The sequence below is a fragment of the Pseudoalteromonas sp. PAST1 genome, from assembly GCF_021532515.1.
In the GTDB taxonomy this organism is placed as follows: domain Bacteria; phylum Pseudomonadota; class Gammaproteobacteria; order Enterobacterales; family Alteromonadaceae; genus Pseudoalteromonas; species Pseudoalteromonas simplex.
The window spans coordinates 20208-38114 of sequence record NZ_JAKGBH010000027.1; the positions used below are offsets into that span (position 1 = coordinate 20208).

Annotated in this window: 18 protein-coding genes; 9 read left to right on the forward strand and 9 right to left on the reverse strand. The window is 39.9% G+C overall.

From position 1 onward, the window contains the following. Nucleotide 1: 1 nt before the first annotated feature. The 9 genes from L1272_RS14005 to L1272_RS14045 all read left to right on the forward strand — a co-directional run bounded on the left by L1272_RS14005 (nucleotide 2) and on the right by L1272_RS14045 (nucleotide 6451). Complete coding sequence (locus L1272_RS14005; protein ID WP_235373704.1) at nucleotides 2-448, forward strand: nuclear transport factor 2 family protein; 447 nt, start codon at nucleotides 2-4, stop codon at nucleotides 446-448. After that, a complete protein-coding gene (locus tag L1272_RS14010; protein WP_054551991.1) occupies nucleotides 448-1158 on the forward strand; it encodes an SDR family NAD(P)-dependent oxidoreductase in 711 nt (236 codons plus the stop codon). Before L1272_RS14005 ends, L1272_RS14010 begins: the two co-directional genes overlap by 1 nt. Continuing rightward, entirely contained in the window at nucleotides 1155-2411 is a 1257-nt protein-coding gene (locus tag L1272_RS14015; RefSeq protein ID WP_235373705.1) for an NAD(P)/FAD-dependent oxidoreductase, read from the forward strand. Before L1272_RS14010 ends, L1272_RS14015 begins: the two co-directional genes overlap by 4 nt. Then, on the forward strand, nucleotides 2404-3135 hold the full coding sequence (locus L1272_RS14020) for a DUF1365 domain-containing protein (RefSeq protein WP_138616594.1): 732 nt from the start codon (nucleotides 2404-2406) through the stop codon (nucleotides 3133-3135). Before L1272_RS14015 ends, L1272_RS14020 begins: the two co-directional genes overlap by 8 nt. Before the next feature lie 22 nt (nucleotides 3136-3157). Continuing rightward, the gene (locus L1272_RS14025) at nucleotides 3158-4420 is read left to right on the forward strand and encodes an SAM-dependent methyltransferase (protein ID WP_235373706.1); all 1263 of its coding nucleotides are present in this window, start codon (nucleotides 3158-3160) and stop codon (nucleotides 4418-4420) included. Beyond that, nucleotides 4398-4892 (forward strand): DUF2878 family protein, encoded by a 495-nt coding sequence (locus tag L1272_RS14030; RefSeq protein WP_235373707.1) that lies wholly within the window; start codon nucleotides 4398-4400, stop codon nucleotides 4890-4892. Before L1272_RS14025 ends, L1272_RS14030 begins: the two co-directional genes overlap by 23 nt. Nucleotides 4893-4947: 55 nt before the next feature. Beyond that, nucleotides 4948-5445: a chalcone isomerase family protein gene (locus tag L1272_RS14035; protein ID WP_235373708.1), complete on the forward strand. Its 498-nt coding sequence runs from the start codon at nucleotides 4948-4950 to the stop codon at nucleotides 5443-5445. After that, on the forward strand, nucleotides 5438-5971 hold the full coding sequence (locus tag L1272_RS14040; RefSeq protein ID WP_235373709.1) for a DUF3833 domain-containing protein: 534 nt from the start codon (nucleotides 5438-5440) through the stop codon (nucleotides 5969-5971). Before L1272_RS14035 ends, L1272_RS14040 begins: the two co-directional genes overlap by 8 nt. 204 nt (nucleotides 5972-6175) lie before the next feature. Next, entirely contained in the window at nucleotides 6176-6451 is a 276-nt protein-coding gene (locus tag L1272_RS14045) for an HU family DNA-binding protein (protein WP_004586404.1), read from the forward strand. Between the two features lie 82 nt (nucleotides 6452-6533). Here L1272_RS14045 and ilvN read toward each other — a convergent pair whose 3' ends face one another. The 9 genes from ilvN to L1272_RS14090 all read right to left on the reverse strand — a co-directional run bounded on the left by ilvN (nucleotide 6534) and on the right by L1272_RS14090 (nucleotide 17881). Beyond that, the gene (gene ilvN / locus L1272_RS14050) at nucleotides 6534-7031 is read right to left on the reverse strand and encodes an acetolactate synthase small subunit (RefSeq protein ID WP_063707505.1); all 498 of its coding nucleotides are present in this window, start codon (nucleotides 7029-7031) and stop codon (nucleotides 6534-6536) included. Then, complete coding sequence (locus L1272_RS14055; protein ID WP_235373710.1) at nucleotides 7031-8755, reverse strand: acetolactate synthase 3 large subunit; 1725 nt, start codon at nucleotides 8753-8755, stop codon at nucleotides 7031-7033. The genes ilvN and L1272_RS14055 overlap by 1 nt, the downstream gene beginning before the upstream one ends. A gap of 791 nt (nucleotides 8756-9546) precedes the next feature. After that, nucleotides 9547-10521 (reverse strand): transposase, encoded by a 975-nt coding sequence (locus tag L1272_RS14060; protein WP_235373711.1) that lies wholly within the window; start codon nucleotides 10519-10521, stop codon nucleotides 9547-9549. 242 nt (nucleotides 10522-10763) lie between these two features. Beyond that, nucleotides 10764-11771, reverse strand: coding sequence for an isocitrate dehydrogenase (locus tag L1272_RS14065; RefSeq protein ID WP_054552001.1), 1008 nt, complete (start codon nucleotides 11769-11771; stop codon nucleotides 10764-10766). A 215-nt stretch (nucleotides 11772-11986) separates the two neighbouring features. Further along, on the reverse strand, nucleotides 11987-13684 hold the full coding sequence (locus L1272_RS14070) for a hypothetical protein (RefSeq protein ID WP_187490061.1): 1698 nt from the start codon (nucleotides 13682-13684) through the stop codon (nucleotides 11987-11989). Nucleotides 13685-13690: 6 nt separating this feature from the next. Beyond that, nucleotides 13691-14074, reverse strand: a complete 384-nt coding sequence (locus L1272_RS14075) for a DUF3192 domain-containing protein (RefSeq protein ID WP_054552003.1) — start codon at nucleotides 14072-14074, stop codon at nucleotides 13691-13693. A 71-nt stretch (nucleotides 14075-14145) separates the two neighbouring features. Beyond that, entirely contained in the window at nucleotides 14146-14919 is a 774-nt protein-coding gene (xni, locus tag L1272_RS14080; RefSeq protein ID WP_138600727.1) for a flap endonuclease Xni, read from the reverse strand. An 11-nt stretch (nucleotides 14920-14930) separates the two neighbouring features. Further along, the gene (ppnN, locus tag L1272_RS14085; RefSeq protein WP_138600729.1) at nucleotides 14931-16274 is read right to left on the reverse strand and encodes a nucleotide 5'-monophosphate nucleosidase PpnN; all 1344 of its coding nucleotides are present in this window, start codon (nucleotides 16272-16274) and stop codon (nucleotides 14931-14933) included. Between the two features lie 71 nt (nucleotides 16275-16345). Further along, complete coding sequence (locus L1272_RS14090; RefSeq protein ID WP_138600731.1) at nucleotides 16346-17881, reverse strand: GGDEF domain-containing protein; 1536 nt, start codon at nucleotides 17879-17881, stop codon at nucleotides 16346-16348. Nucleotides 17882-17907 lie beyond the last annotated feature (26 nt).

A 17907-nucleotide genomic window follows, 5' to 3' on the forward strand; every position in this document is an offset into this window, starting at 1 on the left:
CATGGAAAAGGCGATCCTTGATAGGTTTATTGATGTTTATCAAACACTCAATAAAGACAATTTACAGTTACTGAATGAAATCTATCATACAGATATTCATTTCGCAGATCCCTTGCATGCGGTAAATGGTCTTGGGGAACTGCGTGAATACTTCAAAAACCTTTACGCCAATGTACTTTCTTGCAAATTTGTTATTGAAGACAGCTATGTTACTGAAAATACCGAGGGCAAAGACGACATCGCGTTTATCTATTGGACTATGCAATATCGACATCCAAAGCTTAACAAAGGCCAAGCAATCTCGGTTGCAGGCCATAGTCGTTTAAAGTTTGCTGGCGATAAAATAATTAATCATCGCGACTATTTTGACGTAGGCGCTATGCTTTACAGGCATATTCCCGTGCTTGGCTCGGCTGTGAAATACATCGATAAAAGAGCGAGTGCATAATGACGACATTAATTACAGGTGCAACTTCAGGTATTGGCGAGTCATTAGCAACGCTTTATGCAGACAATAATGAACAGGTCATTGCATGCGGTAGAAATTCAGAAAAGCTTGCTAAATTGAGCCAACATCAAAATATTGAGTCTTGCCAGTTTGATGCAACAGACCTTCAAGATATTCGTTCGAGCACAGTGGCTTATACGCAATTTGACCGGGTTATTTTAAATGCTGGCAATTGTGAGTACATTGATGATGCTCGCAATTTTGACAGTAGCTTGTTTGAACGGGTAGTCACGACCAATCTGCTCAGTATGGGCTATTGTCTTGAGGCGCTATTACCAAAAATAAAGCCCGGTGGTCAGCTGGTGCTCGTAAGCTCTAGTGTGACTTATTTACCCTTACCGCGCAGCCAAGCATATGGTGCGTCTAAAGCCGGTGTAAGTTATTTAGCTAATAGCTTAGCGGTTGATTTAAAAGATATCGATGTCACTTTAGTTCACCCTGGTTTTGTTAAAACGCCGCTGACTGATAAAAACGACTTTCCTATGCCTATGGCGGTGAGTGCAGAAAAAGCGGCAAATTATATTTATAAAGGGGTCGCGAAAAGGCGCAAAGAAGTGCACTTTCCGCACCGTTTTACCTTCATTTTAAAATTTTTAAGAATGCTTCCTACGCCACTTTGGCTGAAGCTTGCAAAAGGATTATCACGTTGAAAAAAGTGGCTGTTATTGGATCTGGCATTGCGGGTTTAAGCTGTGCACACCTATTGCATAAACACTACGATGTAACCGTATTTGAAAAAAACGACTACATAGGTGGCCATACTGCAACCATAGACGTAAAAGTTGATGGCGTTGAGTACGCTGTTGATACAGGCTTTATTGTCTTTAACGACCGAACTTACCCATATTTTGAAAAGCTACTAAAGCGCTTGGGCGTTGACCGTCAGAAGACCCAAATGAGCTTTAGTGTGCATAATGAGCAAACGGGCTTTGAATACAACGGCCACACTTTTTGGAGCTTGTTCGCACAAAAGCGCAATATCTTTCGTCCTAAATTTTGGAAACTTTTAAAAGACATTGTGCGTTTTAATGATGTGTGTAAATCATTGCATGCTGAAAAAAATTACAAAGAAAATCAAACTCTAGGCGAGTTTTTAGACGAGCATGACTTTAACGAGTTTTTCCGTTTTCATTATATCTTGCCGATGGGCGCTGCTATTTGGTCAACAAGCATTAAAGAGATGGCGCAAGTTGGCGTAGAGTTTTTTGTTAAGTTCTTTTATAACCATGGTTTGTTGGACATCACTAATCGTCCGCAGTGGTATGTTATTCCGGGTGGCTCTCGCGAATACATTAAACCTATGATCCAAGGTTTTGCTGATAAAATTCGTTTAAATAGTAATATCAGCTCGGTATCTCGAAAAGATGACAATGTGCATGTTCATTTTGATGATGGCCACAGTGAATCATTCGATAAAGTTGTGTTTGCTTGCCACTCAGATCAAGCTTTAAAGCTGTTATTAGACCCAAGCGAAGACGAAAAAAGTGTTCTCTCAGCGATACCTTATACGGCTAATTCAGTGGTACTACACACTGATACTACACTGCTACCAAAACGCAAAGCAGCATGGGCGAGTTGGAATTATCTGTTAAATAACAACACAGACAAAGCTGCTGTTGTGACTTATCAGATGAATATTTTGCAAGGCATTAAGAGCAACACGCAATTTTGTGTCACGCTTAACCACCTTGATGGCATTGATAAAGATAAAATTTTACGCGAGTTTACCTATCATCACCCGGTATTTAATAAGCAGTCGATTGCCGCTCAGCAGCAAAAGTCTCTTATTGACGGTAAAAATAACAGCTATTTTTGCGGAGCGTACTGGTACAACGGCTTCCACGAAGATGGTGTAAGAAGCGCTGTAAATGTGGCAAAGCAACTCGGAGTCGAGTTTGAATAGCGCCATATATGTAGGTGATGTTCGCCATAGGCGCTTTGCCGTAAAAGAGCATCACTTTAAATACCCGCTTTATATGATGTGGGTCGATTTAGCTAAGCCTGATGAGCTTAATGGAGTTCATCCTTGGCTTGGCTTAAGTGGTTTCAAGGCGCTTAAATTTAATCAGAGCGACTATTTTAATTATCAAACCGATATGCAGTTGCCACTCAAGCAGCGTGCACTTAACAAAATTAAAGAGCTTGGCATTGACGATGAATTTACCCATGTTTTTATGCTCGGACAGGTGCGCTGTTTAGGAATTTATTTTAGCCCGGTTAACTTTTTCTTCTTCCAAACTAGTCATGGCGAGTTCACTCACATGCTTGCTGAAGTCAGCAATACGCCTTGGAATGAGCGTCATTATTATGTCGTACCCCTTGAAAAAAAAGTGAACTTTAAAAAGGTTTTCTCCGTATCACCTTTCATGAACTTAGATATGAACTATCATTGGCATATTAGAATGAATTCTGATAACACCATGATTCATATTGAAAATAAAAAAGACGACACTCTTTTGTTTGATGCAACCCTGCGTTTGCAAAAGCAGCCTCTCACGAAAGAGCAGGTTAGTGCCGTGCTTAAACAGTTTCCGGCTATGACGTTAAGTATTTTTAAAGGTATTTACCTTCATGCTTTGAAGTTGTTTTGCAAACGTGTGCCATTTATTGGCCACTCGGGCAAATAAGAGAATTCAACTAGGTGATGTGATGGAAAAAGTATCAAATTTAACACAAGCCCAAACGACCGGCTGGATGACAAAGCTTTATAAAAAACTGGTAATAGGTGCATTCAACAGTATCAACATCGGTTGCATTACTCTTAAAGAGGGTAACCAAACAGAGCAATTCGGTGACATTACAAGTGATTTACACGCAACGGTCACGGTAAATGATGCTGCTATGTATAAGTCATTTGCGTTATCTGGTAGTGTGGGTGCCGGAGAGGCTTATATTCTCGGCTATTGGGATTGTGACAACCTCACTAAACTTATTGAAATATTTGCCCTTAATCAAGATCAGCTAGATGCATTCGAGAAAAAATTCGCCTTCTTAAGTGGCATTGCGCACCGAGTTAATCACATTAAAAATAAAAACTCAGCAAGCGGTTCAAAAAAGAACATCGCGGCGCACTATGATTTAGGCAACGATTTATACAGTGCATTTTTAAGTGACGAAATGTTGTATTCATGTGCTGTTTACCCGTCAAAACAAGCTAGCCTTGAGCAAGCCCAAGCGCACAAACTCGCATTGATTTGTGAGCAGGTTGATTTACAACCCGGTGATTCGGTGATTGAGATTGGCACAGGGTGGGGCGCATTTGCGATTTATGCAGCAACACATTTTGATTGCCATGTAACAACGACCACCATTTCTGATGAGCAACATGCCTATGTTGAACAAAAGGTTAAAGAGCTTAACCTTGAGCATAAAATTACTTTATTAAAGCAGGATTACCGCCTCCTAGAGGGCAAGTACGATAAGCTTGTATCAATTGAAATGATTGAAGCTGTTGGGCATGAGTATTTGCCAGGCTTTTTTGCCAAATGTCAGTCTTTATTAAAAGACAGTGGTGCAATGCTTATTCAAGCAATCACCATAGCTGATCAGCGTTACAGTCATTACCTCAAAAATTCCGATTTTATTCAGCAGTACATCTTCCCAGGTGGCTGTTTACCTTGTTTAGACGAAATGAACAAGCAAATAAAGCAGCAAACAGACATGGTTGTGCACAGTGTAAAAGATATTGGTGTTCACTATGCAAGAACTTTGGCTGATTGGCGTGAGCGTTTTGTGGCTAGCTGGCCTGAAATAAACAAAGTGAAATTTGACCAGCGATTCTATCGCTTATGGTTATTTTATTTAGCTTACTGTGAAGGTGCGTTTAGAACCCGTGCTATAAGTACAGTGCACTTAGTTGCCCGTAAACCTCGTTTTGGTCATTCTGGCGATGATATCGCGCTCGATTATTAACTTTGTTTTGTTTCAAGGAGTCTGGTTTATGGCCTTACTCCTTGAACATAATTCTCTGATACCCGCTTTAGCTGTTGTCGCTTTGATGATTTATCTATCAAAGCAACGCCAGCAAGATAGTTGGCTACTCTTATGTGGTTTGCCTCTCGCACTGGGCTATGAATGGCTTGCCAGCAGCTTAAATTTACTTGCTTTTAAAGTAAGCCCTTTTCCTCTATGGCTTGCTGTACTTTGGGCTGCACTACTTTTAACCATTAATACTTCGATGCATTTTCTACAAAAGCTGCCTTGGTATATTGCTTGGGGTGTTTGCGCGCTATTTGCTCCTGCTAGTTACTATGCTGGAATGCGCTTTGAAGTGCTTAATACTGAGCTCGTTCTTTGGCAGTTTTGGCTCGTTTATGGTTTGGGTTGGGCAAGTATGTTTATGGCTATTATCGCTTTTAATAAGCGATTTTTAGCGGCTAAATGATCAGTTTTAGGTGGTTTTTCGTAGTGTTTTACAACACAACTTTAAGGATTATTCGATGAAACAGTCACTTAATTTTAGTTTATTTGCTGCGTTATTGTTCTCTGCGGGCGTATATGCAAATGGCTTTAAAACGGTGGGCCAAGCGAAAATGGAGTATCTGTTTTGGGATGTTTATAACGCTAAATTAGAGACCCCATCGGGTTCGTATCAGTTTGGCCAACACCCCAGCAAACTTACACTGACTTATTTGCGGGATTTCGATGCGAAAGACATCGTCAAAGCAACCAACGAGCAATGGCAACATTTAAAGCTCAATGACATGGTAGGTGCTTACGATAAACAATTATTAGCCCTTTGGCCTGATATCAAAAAAAACGATTCTTTGTCGTTTCTAACAAACGAGCAAGGAGTCGGTACTTTTTACTTTAATGATAAAGAGCTAGGTCAGATCGATGATAATAAATTCGCTGATAACTTCTTAGCAATTTGGTTAAGCGCCGACACGTCTGAACCATCACTTCGTAAACAGCTTATTGGAGGGAAACATGATTAAGCTCAAAGCACTCTTTATTTTTGCTATGGTACTGTTAATTACCAGCTGCTCTGCGCCTGATGTTGATTATTATCAAGGAACAGAGCCTAAGTTTGACTTTAAGCAGTTTTTTAGTGGAGAGCTCAAAGCCTACGGCGTTGTGCAAGACCACAAGGGCGAGTTAACACGTAAGCTGGTAGTTGACATGCAAGCATCTTGGAACGGCAATCAGGGAGTGATTGACGAGCAATTTGTTTATGATGATGGCGAAACGCAAACCCGTGTTTGGTACATTACCATTAATGATGATGGCAGTACCACAGGGACAGCATTAGATGTGATTGGCGAAGCAAAGGGTGAGAGCAATGGAAGCGTGTTCCATTGGACATATTCTGTCGAGCTTCCATATGATGGTAGTACTTTAGTGGTAAATTTCGATGATTGGATGTACTTGGTAACAGAATCACGCTTGATAAACCGTACCGCTATTGATAAGTTTGGCTTTGAGGTCGGGGAAGTTACCTTGGTTATCGAGAAAATTGAATGATGGTTTGGCTATCATAAAATTTTGTGATGGAAGTTAAATTAAGTCTTTATTAATACTGATGTCACTAACCTTGTGATTGATAGTTAAATAGTAGTCATTTTTGAATAAATTACGTAAAAATAGCAATTTGCTGTTGCTAACTTCTCAAAAATGCATAAAGATAGGTTTTGCGAAGGCAAAATAATAACGAATAGGAATCTAACAATGAATAAAGCTCAATTAGTTGAAAAAATTGCTACTGATGCAGAAATCTCAAAAGCTGCAGCAACTCGTGCACTAGATGCATTCACTGGCGCAGTTACTAGCTCTCTTAAAGAAGGTAACTCAGTAGCATTAGTTGGTTTCGGTACTTTCTCAGTAAAAGAGCGCGCAGCGCGTACTGGCCGTAACCCACAAACTGGTGCAGAAATCCAAATCGCAGCAGCAACTATCCCAAGCTTTAAAGCGGGTAAAGGTCTTAAAGACCAAGTTAATCCTTAATAGGGTAACTTACTAATTATTGAAAAAAGGGCTTATAGCCCTTTTTTTGTATCTTGCGTTTTGTCGCGCTAGCGAAAAAGGCTTATGCCTTTAACGCTTTATCACCACGACCAATACCAACCGCACCTGAACGTACAACTTCAATAATGTCTGATTCGTGACGCAGGGTATCAAGGAAAGATTCAACCTTTTCTGTGCTCGCTACAAGTTGCAGTGTGTAACTGTGGCGACCCATATCTAAAATAGCACCTTGGAACACATCAGCAACACGCGTTACTGCTGCTCGAGTGGTTTCATCTTGGGCAAAAACTTTCACCAATAATAGCTCACGCTCGATATGCGCCATTTCGGTTAAGTCAATAATCTTTAGAACATCTACTAACTTATTCACTTGTTTGGTGATTTGCTCAACGATGCGATCATCACCCATGGTTGTAATGGTAATACGCGAAAGAGAATGATCGTCAGTCGTGCCCACAGTCAGGCTATCGATGTTGTAAGCGCGCTGTGAAAATAAGCCTACAATGCGCGATAACGAGCCTGGTTCGTTTTCTAATAAGATTGATAAAATACGGCGCATTATGCTTTTACTCCTTTACGTAACCACATATCATCGACTGCCCCTAGCTTGATTTGCATAGGGTAAACATGTTCTTTTTCATCTACACAGATGTCTAAAAATACCAGTCTGTCATTTATAGACATGGCTTTTTCAATAGCAGGCTGTAGTTCATCAATATGATCAACACGAATACCTACATGGCCATAGCTTTCAACTAATTTTACGAAATCAGGAAGTGATTCCATGTAAGATGATGAGTGACGACCAGAATACATCATATCTTGCCATTGACGCACCATGCCCAGTGAGCGGTTATTCAACGACACAACTTTCACAGCCAAATTGTATTGTAAGCAAGTTGATAGCTCCTGAATGTTCATTTGGATTGAACCATCACCCGTCACACAAATAGACTCTTTATCAGGGAAGGCAAGCTTAACGCCCATTGCTGCAGGTAAACCAAAGCCCATGGTGCCTAAGCCACCAGAGTTGATCCATTGGCGAGGGTGTTTAAACGGATAATACTGAGCTGCAAACATTTGATGCTGACCTACATCAGAGCTAATGTAAGCATCCCCATTGGTTGCTTTGTAAATTGCCTCGATTACGGCTTGTGGTTTGATTTTATCGCCGTCCGTGCTGTAGCTTAGGCATTTTTGTTCACGCCAGCTAATGATTTGACGCCACCAATCTTCTTGTGCAGAACGATCAATAGAAATAGGGCTTTTATCAATCGCGGTTTGTAATTGTTCTAGTACTGTTTCTAAGCAGCCAACAACCGGGATGTGCGCTTTAATGGTTTTAGAAATCGAGGTTGGGTCAACATCAACATGAACAATCGTGGCATTAGGGCAGAACTTTTTAACGTTATTCGTTACCCGATCATCGAATCGAGCACCTAAAGCTAAAATAACATCAGCATTTGCCATGGCTTTATTTGCCTCAAGGCTACCATGCATACCTAACATGCCAATAAAGTTAGGGTGAGTACCGCTGATACCACCTAGACCCATTAAGGTGTTAGTGATAGGCGCGTTTAATGATTCAACCAAGTGAGTCAGTTGCTCAGAGGTATTTGATAGAATAATGCCGCCACCAGAGTAAATAACCAGCTTTTTAGCTTCTAAAATAGCGCTAACTGCTTTACGAATTTGTTTTGAGTGGCCTTTAGTGTTCGGGTTATAAGTTCGAAGCTCAGTTGTTTTTGGAAATTCGAATGGGAACTTTAACTCAGGGTTAAGCATATCTTTAGGTAATTCAACCACAACCGGACCAGGGCGGCCTGTGCTGGCTAAGTAGAATGCTTTAGCTAAGATTGTTGGAATATCTTTTGCGCTTCGACAGTTATAGCTGTGCTTTACGATAGGGCGAGAACAACCAACAATATCAGTTTCTTGGAATGCATCATCACCAATTAACCCAGTAGGAACTTGGCCAGATAACACCACCATCGGAATAGAATCCATGTATGCTGTCGCGATACCTGTGACACAGTTTGTAGCGCCAGGGCCTGAAGTTGCTAGCACCACACCGACTTCACCGGTAGCACGGGCATAACCATCAGCCATATGAGTTGCGGCTTGTTCGTGACGTACTAAGATATGTTCAATATCTTCTTGTTGAAATAACGCGTCATATAAATCAAGAACAGACCCACCTGGGTAGCCAAAAATATACTTAACATTCAACTCTTTAAGTGCCCGAACAACTAGTTCGGATCCATTATATTCAGTTGTACTCATCCTCATTCCTCTGTATGTGCAAGCATAAATGCATAAAAAAACCCCCGCATATGGCGGGGGTTTTTTAAAAAGCGTGCTTTCACCTTTTAATAGCCTCCCGCTGGGCTTGTAACTAAGACCAGTACGAGAACGTTGACGACTAAAAGGTGACGGCGAATATTCATTATTTTTTAAATTTCTTCTAAAAATGCACAGCAGACTAGATGACCGCTGTTTAAAAAATGTTAAGAGTATTTTTAAGCGTTTTGGAAACTGATGTCAACCGCAAAAGTAGCTTTTTGCATTAATTTTTCTATATTTTGATTTTTTGATATTTTTGTTGCATCTGCATGTTTATTTGTCATCGCTTTTGGGTGTAACTATGCATTGAATTGTTCGTGTGGAAAATGGCTAATCAAACCAATAGATAATACATTTACGTTACTGCCTTGCATAACTTAGCTACTATCAGAATCGGTTTCTTTTTTATAATTAGACACCCACTTTAACACCTCACTACCATAAGGTTTGGATATTTTTAAATAGACACCCAACTTATTTTTAATCTGTTTAATGAGACACCCAGCTTATTTTTAAAAAGATGTAGCTTAAGAAAGATTTGAATTATTGAGAACAAGCTGAATTGCTAGAAAGAATAGTCATTTTTCATTGTTATTTATTAAATTTCAGCCTTATGTGCTGAGTTAATTTTTAGTTTTACATACTGGCCAGCGCTAGTCGCAAAAGTCGTTATGCTCCTAGAATTAAAAGGATTGGGTTTGTAAGGTTGATTTCTAGTGTAGAATGCGTAACTAAGTAAATAAGGCTAAGCTATTAGCTATAGAACTTCTTCGTTTTCGTTTCATATGATTTGTATAAGCTGTGATAGCTTGTTCTTTACCCGCCGTATTCTTAAATGAGCGTGAAAAAGAGGTGGTGAGTGTAAGCCAGTTATCAATACAAATATTTAATCGTTCAAGAATTGGTAACGCATCTTCGGGGATTCTCCCTGGCTTATCTTCTCGTATTGAGCGGCCAGTCCAATCAACGAGTTGCAGGTATGTTTTGAGCTCATACGGCAGACCTTTAGGCATATGCTTATGTGGTTTACCTGCAAAGCGCATAAGTGATTTTGGTTGCTTATTGTTTTGAGCTGACTCAATGCGTGTTTTTATACTGGTGTAGTCAGATTGCTCAGGTAAATCAGCCGCTTTCGCTCTTACAGGGTTTAGGTCAACATACGCAAGACAAGCTGCAAGAGCTGCTTCATCAAGTAATGCTTGTGACTTGAACCGACCTTCCCAAAAGCGACCTTTACAGTCATCTTCTTGATTTGCTTGTCGTGCAATACTCTCATTAAGAACGCGCATAAACCAACTGATGCTACTGAGCCTCTCTCGATATAAATTTACTCTGGTATTAACCGCAGAAAGCTCTGCTTTTGTTAGCAATTCGCCATTTAAGAATTGTTGGCAAAGGAATGTACTTTTAAATAACTTGTGCCATCTAATCAGAATCGCTTTATTATTCAAACGCTTTGCTTTTGCTATATCAATATGAAGTACTAGATGAGTATGGTTACTCATAACTGCGTAAGCACAAACATCAATACAAAATATACGACCAAGTTGAAGTAATTTCTTTTCAACCCAATCGCGTCTGTGTTCATATGAACGACCAGTTAGTGGGTCTTGCCCGCATAAATAAGCGCGACGAACGCAGCGTGAAATGCAGTGATAATAAGGCGTGTTTGAAACGCTAATTAAGTTTCTACGAGGGGTTGCCATGCTCTTCTCCTCCATGAGTTGAACAGTGTAAGTTTAGTCATAATTTTGAGAAGTGAGAAATATTAAATTGGATGTCTGGTTAGTATATTGAAAGAATAAATGTGGGTGTCTAGTTTTATGTGTTTAAATCTTGTTAGATAAAGTGGGTGTCTGGTTAAGTGGGGTAATAAAAAAGCCAGTCGTAGACTGGCTTTTACTAGGTGGTTAATGGCTAAGTTTATTAGCCCCAAACAAGTGTTCTATTATAGACGCTCAATTACAGCTTGAGTGAAGTCTGTAGTACCGTGGCTGCCGCCTAGGTCGCGAGTTGTACGGTCGCCTGACTTGATAACATCAGCAACTGCGCTGCGGATGCGCTCTGCAGTGTCGCCCATACCTAAGTGCTCTAACATTTGGATAGATGCTAAGATCACCGACGTTGGGTTTGCAAGGTTTTTACCTGCGATGTCTGGTGCGCTACCGTGTACAGCTTCGAAGATAGCAGCATCTTCACTGATGTTTGCGCCAGGAGCCATACCTAAACCACCAACAAGACCAGCACATAGGTCAGATAGGATGTCACCGAATAAGTTTGTAGTAACGATTACATCAAACTCATCAGGAGTCATAACTAGTTTCATACAAGTTGCATCAACAATCATTTCGGTTGATTCGATTTGTGGGTAACGCTCAGCTACTTCACGTGCCACTTTTAAGAATAAACCAGATGTAGATTTAAGGATGTTAGCTTTGTGTACAGCAGTTACTTTTTTACGGCCTTCACGTACCGCTAGTTCGTATGCAAAAGTAACGATTTTTTCTGCACCTTCACGGGTGATTTTTGACATTGCTTCAGCTTCGTTACCATCTTCAGAAACAACTTGGCCAAGACCTGAGTACATACCTTGCGTGTTTTCACGAATAGTGATGATGTCGATGTCATCGTAACGAGCTTTTGTACCTGCAAATGACTTAACAGGACGAACGTTAGCGTAAAGGCCAAACTTTTTACGTAAAGTTACGTTGATCGAAGTGAAACCTTCACCAACTGGTGTTGTTAATGGACCTTTTAAAGTGATCTTGTTACGCGCGATTGTGTCGATTGTTTCTTGCGGAAGTAACTCACCAGTTTTTTCTAGGGCAGCAAGGCCAGCATCAACGAATTCATAATCAAAATCGCAACCTGCAGCTTTAAGGATCTCAAGTGCTGAATCAATAATGCTAGGACCAATGCCGTCGCCTTTGATCACTGTGATGGTTTGTTTAGCCATTTACTTTTCCTATTTATGAGTAGATAAACACGTAAACTTATCGCGAAATAGCATGCGATTTACTTGTTAGAGGGTTTACGTGGATGTGTTTGAAAATTTAAGCGGCTTTTATAGCAATTTATTCAGCTTTTTGCCAGTTTATCCTGTGAATACTGACTATAAATAGACTAAAGTTCATATTTATTTAACGTTTTCGCACTTTTTAACAACACAATCTAAAAATTGTCTGCAAATTCACAGTTTTTGAGATATGCATAAAAATCTGCTTTTGATTGCCATCCAGCGGCCGATAAACTATCGAAAATAATTTGTTCCTGCCAACTACTAAAAAGTGCTTTTGGCTGAAAAACATAATAAGTAAATAGCTTAATCGCGACCCAATGCTTTTCATTGATATCAAGTGTTTGTTTATCATGTTGCTCACTACCAAGTAAATGTTGTGTCCAACTGTTATCGCCAATCAGTTGATTTAAATACGCCGTTAGTGGTTCTTGGTTTAATTGACTAACCCCAAACAAACAGCCAAGAGGAGGGCTAATCACTTGTTTTTCAGCTTGCTCAAATACCGTTTTACGGGAAATACTGGTTGCTTGATGTTCACAAAGATAAAGAACATAGGCATACAATGGCAAAGCAACCTGCTCAAATTGAATTGAATCGGTGTGTTTAAATAACGCTTGGATAATACGTACCATGTTTTCAAGCCGCTTAGATATATGCTGAAAAAGTGGGTGAGAGGTGGTTGCGACTAAGCGTTGAAACAATACTTTTTGAATAATCGCAGGGGCGTTATCGTATCCGACCATAGATAAACAATGGCGCAAGTCTTTAGCTCTTTGCTGCTCTTTATTATAGGGTTTAGCGGCAACAGTGAGCTGTGTTATTAATTCAGGGTAGGGGCTTAAAAGCTTATTTAAACCTTGATAGCTATATTCTTTTGATACTTTTAATGCACTAATTAACGTTAAATATTGTTGCCTACGTTGCTCATTTATTGGTTGTGGCTCAGCAAAACTTATGTTCTCACTAAACCATACTGTGTAGAGCAAGCGAGTATCTTTACAAGGCCTTTGCTTAGCGCAAGTCGTTAAGCTTGCCTTGATGCGATGCCAACGAATTTTTTCAGGACGACTCACATCGACTAAAATATGACGACCATGTTCATCTGTCGCTAAATAGATAAGTACTTGTTCGGCATATTTTACTTCACTGGCCGGAATGTAAGGGCCAATATGCGCAATCAGAGCTTTTATGGCATTTTGTGCAAATTCGTTCGGTGTACGCAAATATATATCAGCTAAGGCTTTGTACACGCTTATATGTCCACCTGACTCGCGATAAGTCGTATTCATCGCAATAATATTAGCCAAAGCAACTAAGGTTGTTGCACCATCGTAAATCATAATTTTTGGTGCACTGAGTAGTGCTTGTTTATACTTATTTAAACGCGCTAATAAGTGCTGAATAGGTAGCGTATGCGAGCCTGACTCTTTTAGAAGCTTTGCTGCTAATTGATGACGGCATTGCCATAGTTTTTTATCTTGCGGGGTGAGTGCTTTACTTGCTGCTAATTTATTACTTTGCGATTGCACGCACAGGTAATTAGCTAAGCAGCAACTAATAATTTGCTCACTAATAGCTTGGTTGTAATTAAGACTACGGCATAAAATACAGGCTACAACACATTGGTTTACAACTAAATTTGTGGTGTAGCCGTGGTTCGCTACATACAAGCTTAATTGCGCTTGCATCCCTTTTGGGTAGGCTTGGTATAATAGGTAGTACCGCTCAGCAAGGTTACTTAATAAAGGGAAGATTTGAGACCATTTTTGCTTTTGATGGTAAAGTTTAAGTAATTGGTGCGTACTATCAAATAAGCGCGCTAGCTCCCGAGGGGTTACATTTTCCATCATAAGCGTTTAGGTTTCTTGTTGATAGCTTTCATAGGCACTTGGCCCCCATAACACCAACTGACCATTCTTAAAAAGTAGGCCCGTGCACTCGTCTATTGTCGTTATTCCATCGGATTTAACGTGCTGAGTGCGGTAAAAAATTATTTGCCAAACATTGTCTTCGGTGCGTTTTGCATAGGTTAGATCGGGGCTGCCTAAATAATCAAGCACCGCATTTAGATTTTCAGGTTTATCAACAGACAGCTTTGCAATGTATCGCTTATTGAAGGCTTCACGGTCTTGCCAGATCATGGCTTGCGGATCATCTTTATAAAAAGTGATCACGAGGGTTGCTATCAGTGCATAAACACCTAACCCAAGTACCAGATATTGGAAAACCTTTTTAAACATGTGTAACTCTATAAAATTAACGCGAATTTTCAGTATACGCTCAGTTGGCCAACTGTGCTACGAGATTGCGACTAATTGAGCCTTAGCTGCTTTAAACTAAAGCCTAAGTTAATATCAGTACGCAGCATAACGAGGTTTTTTGATATCACAAACATCTCCATTTCTGAGCTTAGCTTGCGTTTAAGAGTAGGGTTTAGCTCATCGTCGTTTATGGCCGCTTCTATCGACTCATAATCATTAATTAATTGCTGTGCCGACTTATTACCGATCCCTTTAACACCAGGAATATCATTGGTTTTATCGCCTGCCAAAGCCCAAAAATCAGCAAGTCGATGCCTGGGTACATTAAAGCGCTGTTTTATATCTTCAACTTCAATGTATTGCTTTTTAAAGTAGTCATAGATAGCTATTTGTTCAGATAAAAACGGTAAAAAGCCTTTATCAGTAGACACGATAGTCGAAGCTACATTATTTGTAGCTGCTTTGTGAGCAAGGGTGGCAATGATATCGTCGGCTTCGTCATTATCAGGTGAAAACACCACAATGCCAGTGTCTTCAATTGCTTGTTTAAAGCGTGATAAGTTTTGCTTGAGGGTGTCAGGCATTGGTGAACGAGTGCTTTTGTAGGCCTCAAAGTAGTGATAACGCCAGCTTCTTTCACCATCAAACACGGCAATCGCGTGAGTTGCATTACATTGCTGGCGTAACTTTTTGCAAGCATGTGCCACTCGGGCACAGCTTGCTTTTATCATATGCTCTTCACTGTGATGACTCTGATTACTATCAACAGCATAGATGCGCCTAATAAGATTTAGCGCATCTATTAAAAGTAATTGGGTTGTCACATAGTCTCCTGTTAAGCTTTGATCTCATAGCAAGGGATATACTTACTGCCAGGCAACTTCATACGACCTTGATCTACAAATGCTGCCAGCAGCTTATCCATATCAGCCATTAACGAAGGCTCACCACTGAGTACAAAGCGGCCATGTTGTTTGATGGCTTGTAGACCTTCGTCTTTAACATTACCTGCAACAATGCCTGAGAATGCTCGGCGTAAGTTAGCTGCGAGTTGCTGAGTTGGTTGATCTAAATGTAAATCTAAGCCCGACATATTAGCATGAGTTGGTGCAAACGGCTGTTGGAAATCATGGTCGATTTTTAGCGTCCAGTTAAAGTAGTAAGCGTCACCTTGACTCTTTCTGTATTCACGCACATCAGCCATTTTCGCTTTGAGTGTTTTACCCACACGTTCAGGGTCATCAATAATTACTTCAAATTTCTCAAGCGCCGCTTTACCGAGTGTTTTCTCAACGAATTTACACAGCTCAATAAAGTAGTTTTCACTTTCTTTAGGTCCAGTTAAGATCACTGGTAAACATTGTTTTTCGTTATCAGGATGCAACAAAATACCTAAAAGGTATAACAACTCTTCTGCAGTGCCTGCACCACCTGGGAAAATGATAATGCCATGTGCGGTACGAATAAATGCCTCTAAGCGCTTTTCGATATCGGGTAAAATCACCAATTCATTTACAATCGGGTTAGGTGGCTCAGCGGCAATAATACTTGGCTCGGTTAAACCTAAGTAACGATTATCTGTAATACGCTGTTTAGCATGGCCGATGGTGGCACCTTTCATTGGGCCTTTCATTGCACCTGGGCCACAACCAGTACAAATGTTTAAGCCACGAAGGCCGAGTTCGTAGCCAACCTGTTTAGTATATTTGTATTCAACTTCGTTAATTGAGTGGCCGCCCCAGCAAACTATCATGCTCGGATCACTATTCACTCTCAGTGCGCCTGCATTTCGCAGCATGTCGAAGACCATATGAGTAATGGTTTTTTGCTCTGTTAAGTCTTTTTCGTATTTTTGACAAATAAACAGAATATCGCGAATAACCGAGAAGATATGTTCATGTATACCAGTGATAATTTCGCCATCAACAAAAGCGGATTCGGGTGGGTTTTCAAGTTCAATTTTAATACCACGCTCGCGGCTTAATAAGCGAATATCAAAGTCTTCGTATTTATTGTAAATTTCAGAGCTTGAATCGGTGTGGCTGCCCACATTGAGAACCGCGAGCACACAGTTCCTAAATAATTTATAGCGCTCGCTGGTGGATGACTGTTCGAGTAGATCAACTTCTAGTTGCGATAGTAAATCCAGTACACCTGTAGGATTCAGTTGTTTTAACATAAGCACTCTCCTGGCTCATCTATGAGCCTTTATCATTGTGTGTCAAAGACCTCACCATTGAGATAAGGGCTTTATTTGCTAATGCAAACTTTATTTCGTCCTTCATTTTTTGCTTTGTACAGAGCATCGTCGGCACGATCAAAAGCAATCAGCGGGGTATCACCTTTTTTAAGTTGGGTAGCACCAAGAGAAATAGTGATTTCTACTTGCTTATCTTTAAATTTAAACGGTATTGCCTGAATATTTTTGCGCAGTTTTTCAAGAGAGCTAACTGCATTTTCAATAGACATGCCTGTCATTAATAACACAAATTCCTCACCACCGTAACGGGCAATAAAGTCTGATTTACGAATTGATTTTTGTAGTGCTTTAGCAATAACTTGCAATGTTTTATCGCCAGCACTGTGGCCATACCTATCATTAATAGATTTAAAGTGATCGACATCAAGCACCACAAATGTCACATCAGACTCTTGGATGTTAAATAAATGAAATTCATGATTAAAACGTTCATCGAAAGCGGCTCTGTTTGGTAGCTTTGTTAAACCATCAAGTAAGCTTTTATAGCGTTGTTCATTTAACCGTTTTTTGTAAGTTGAGAGTTTGCTTTCTAAATGACTTATTCTTTTATTAATGTCGTTAAAGCTATTTAATAAATGCTCTCTTTCACTCTGTTCTAATTTTTCTTTTGCAATTAAATCATCACTTAATGATTTTAACTCTTCTTCGACTAGCTCTTTGAGGGACGATATTGACGTTGCTTGTTGCGTCTGAGTATTAAGGTTTTTAATTTTTGCTTCTATTTGCTTATTTAGCGACTCGTACTCAGCGCTAAGTGACTCAGAATGTTTACTGGTTGAAACAATTGAATGATGTAAATCTTCAATTGTTTGATTTAAAGAGATCAAAAAACTCTGTGCTGATTGACGCTCTTTACTCATATTACGAGTAATAATCGTGATAATTTTTAGAGCAGAATCAAGTAAATCATCAATACAGTCGTTATGTGTAATGTTATTCTTTACTGCTTTGATTTGTTCAGCGCTTTCATCCTCTAAAACGAGATCATTTGCTAGGTTAAGTAGTTCGGCTGCAAGCTCGGGTTTAATTTGTGATTCAGTTTCACTTTTTGTCGAAAGCTTTGCCTGTAAAGCTTGATGATAAATTATTACCAGCTTAGATAATAAAGGGATAAAGTCATGGTTAGATTGGATGTTATTTAACTCATGATCAAGCAAATGGCGTAAAGAACGACGGGCATCATCCGGTAAACCTTTTACTTTTTGTAGCTGCTTTCCTGCATCAGTGACACTGTTGTTAAGTTCGCGTTGTAAAGCAATTTGCTTTGCTTCTTGGTGTTTTAATAGCCCTAGAACATCATCAATAAAAGGTGAAAGAAGGTTAAAGTCAACCCCTTTTTTCAGAGCACTTCTAAACTTAGCGAGGCGATTATCTAACTCAATATCTAAGCCCTTACAACTTAGAGATAACTTTGCAGCAAACTGAGAAAGAACCTCAACTTGGTGTTTGCGTGCATCCTCAACAACCGTCCGGGCATCGATTGCTTGTTTTAACTTTTTATTAAGAAGATCATGCTGTTGCTGCACCGAGTAATACCGCCGTTATTAATCAA

Excerpts from the sequence above, each read along its gene's own strand:
- L1272_RS14055 (WP_235373710.1), bottom strand. The coding sequence starts at position 8,755 with ATGAGTACAACTGAATATAATGGATCCGAACTAGTTGTTCGGGCACTT.
- L1272_RS14010 (WP_054551991.1), top strand. The coding sequence starts at position 448 with ATGACGACATTAATTACAGGTGCAACTTCAGGTATTGGCGAGTCATTA.
- L1272_RS14070 (WP_187490061.1), bottom strand. The coding sequence starts at position 13,684 with ATGATGGAAAATGTAACCCCTCGGGAGCTAGCGCGCTTATTTGATAGT.
- L1272_RS14065 (WP_054552001.1), bottom strand. The coding sequence starts at position 11,771 with ATGGCTAAACAAACCATCACAGTGATCAAAGGCGACGGCATTGGTCCT.
- ppnN (WP_138600729.1), bottom strand. The coding sequence starts at position 16,274 with ATGTTAAAACAACTGAATCCTACAGGTGTACTGGATTTACTATCGCAA.
- L1272_RS14045 (WP_004586404.1), top strand. The coding sequence starts at position 6,176 with ATGAATAAAGCTCAATTAGTTGAAAAAATTGCTACTGATGCAGAAATC.
- L1272_RS14040 (WP_235373709.1), top strand. The coding sequence starts at position 5,438 with ATGATTAAGCTCAAAGCACTCTTTATTTTTGCTATGGTACTGTTAATT.
- L1272_RS14075 (WP_054552003.1), bottom strand. The coding sequence starts at position 14,074 with ATGTTTAAAAAGGTTTTCCAATATCTGGTACTTGGGTTAGGTGTTTAT.
- L1272_RS14035 (WP_235373708.1), top strand. The coding sequence starts at position 4,948 with ATGAAACAGTCACTTAATTTTAGTTTATTTGCTGCGTTATTGTTCTCT.
- L1272_RS14030 (WP_235373707.1), top strand. The coding sequence starts at position 4,398 with ATGATATCGCGCTCGATTATTAACTTTGTTTTGTTTCAAGGAGTCTGG.
- L1272_RS14025 (WP_235373706.1), top strand. The coding sequence starts at position 3,158 with ATGGAAAAAGTATCAAATTTAACACAAGCCCAAACGACCGGCTGGATG.
- ilvN (WP_063707505.1), bottom strand. The coding sequence starts at position 7,031 with ATGCGCCGTATTTTATCAATCTTATTAGAAAACGAACCAGGCTCGTTA.
- L1272_RS14005 (WP_235373704.1), top strand. The coding sequence starts at position 2 with ATGGAAAAGGCGATCCTTGATAGGTTTATTGATGTTTATCAAACACTC.
- L1272_RS14060 (WP_235373711.1), bottom strand. The coding sequence starts at position 10,521 with ATGGCAACCCCTCGTAGAAACTTAATTAGCGTTTCAAACACGCCTTAT.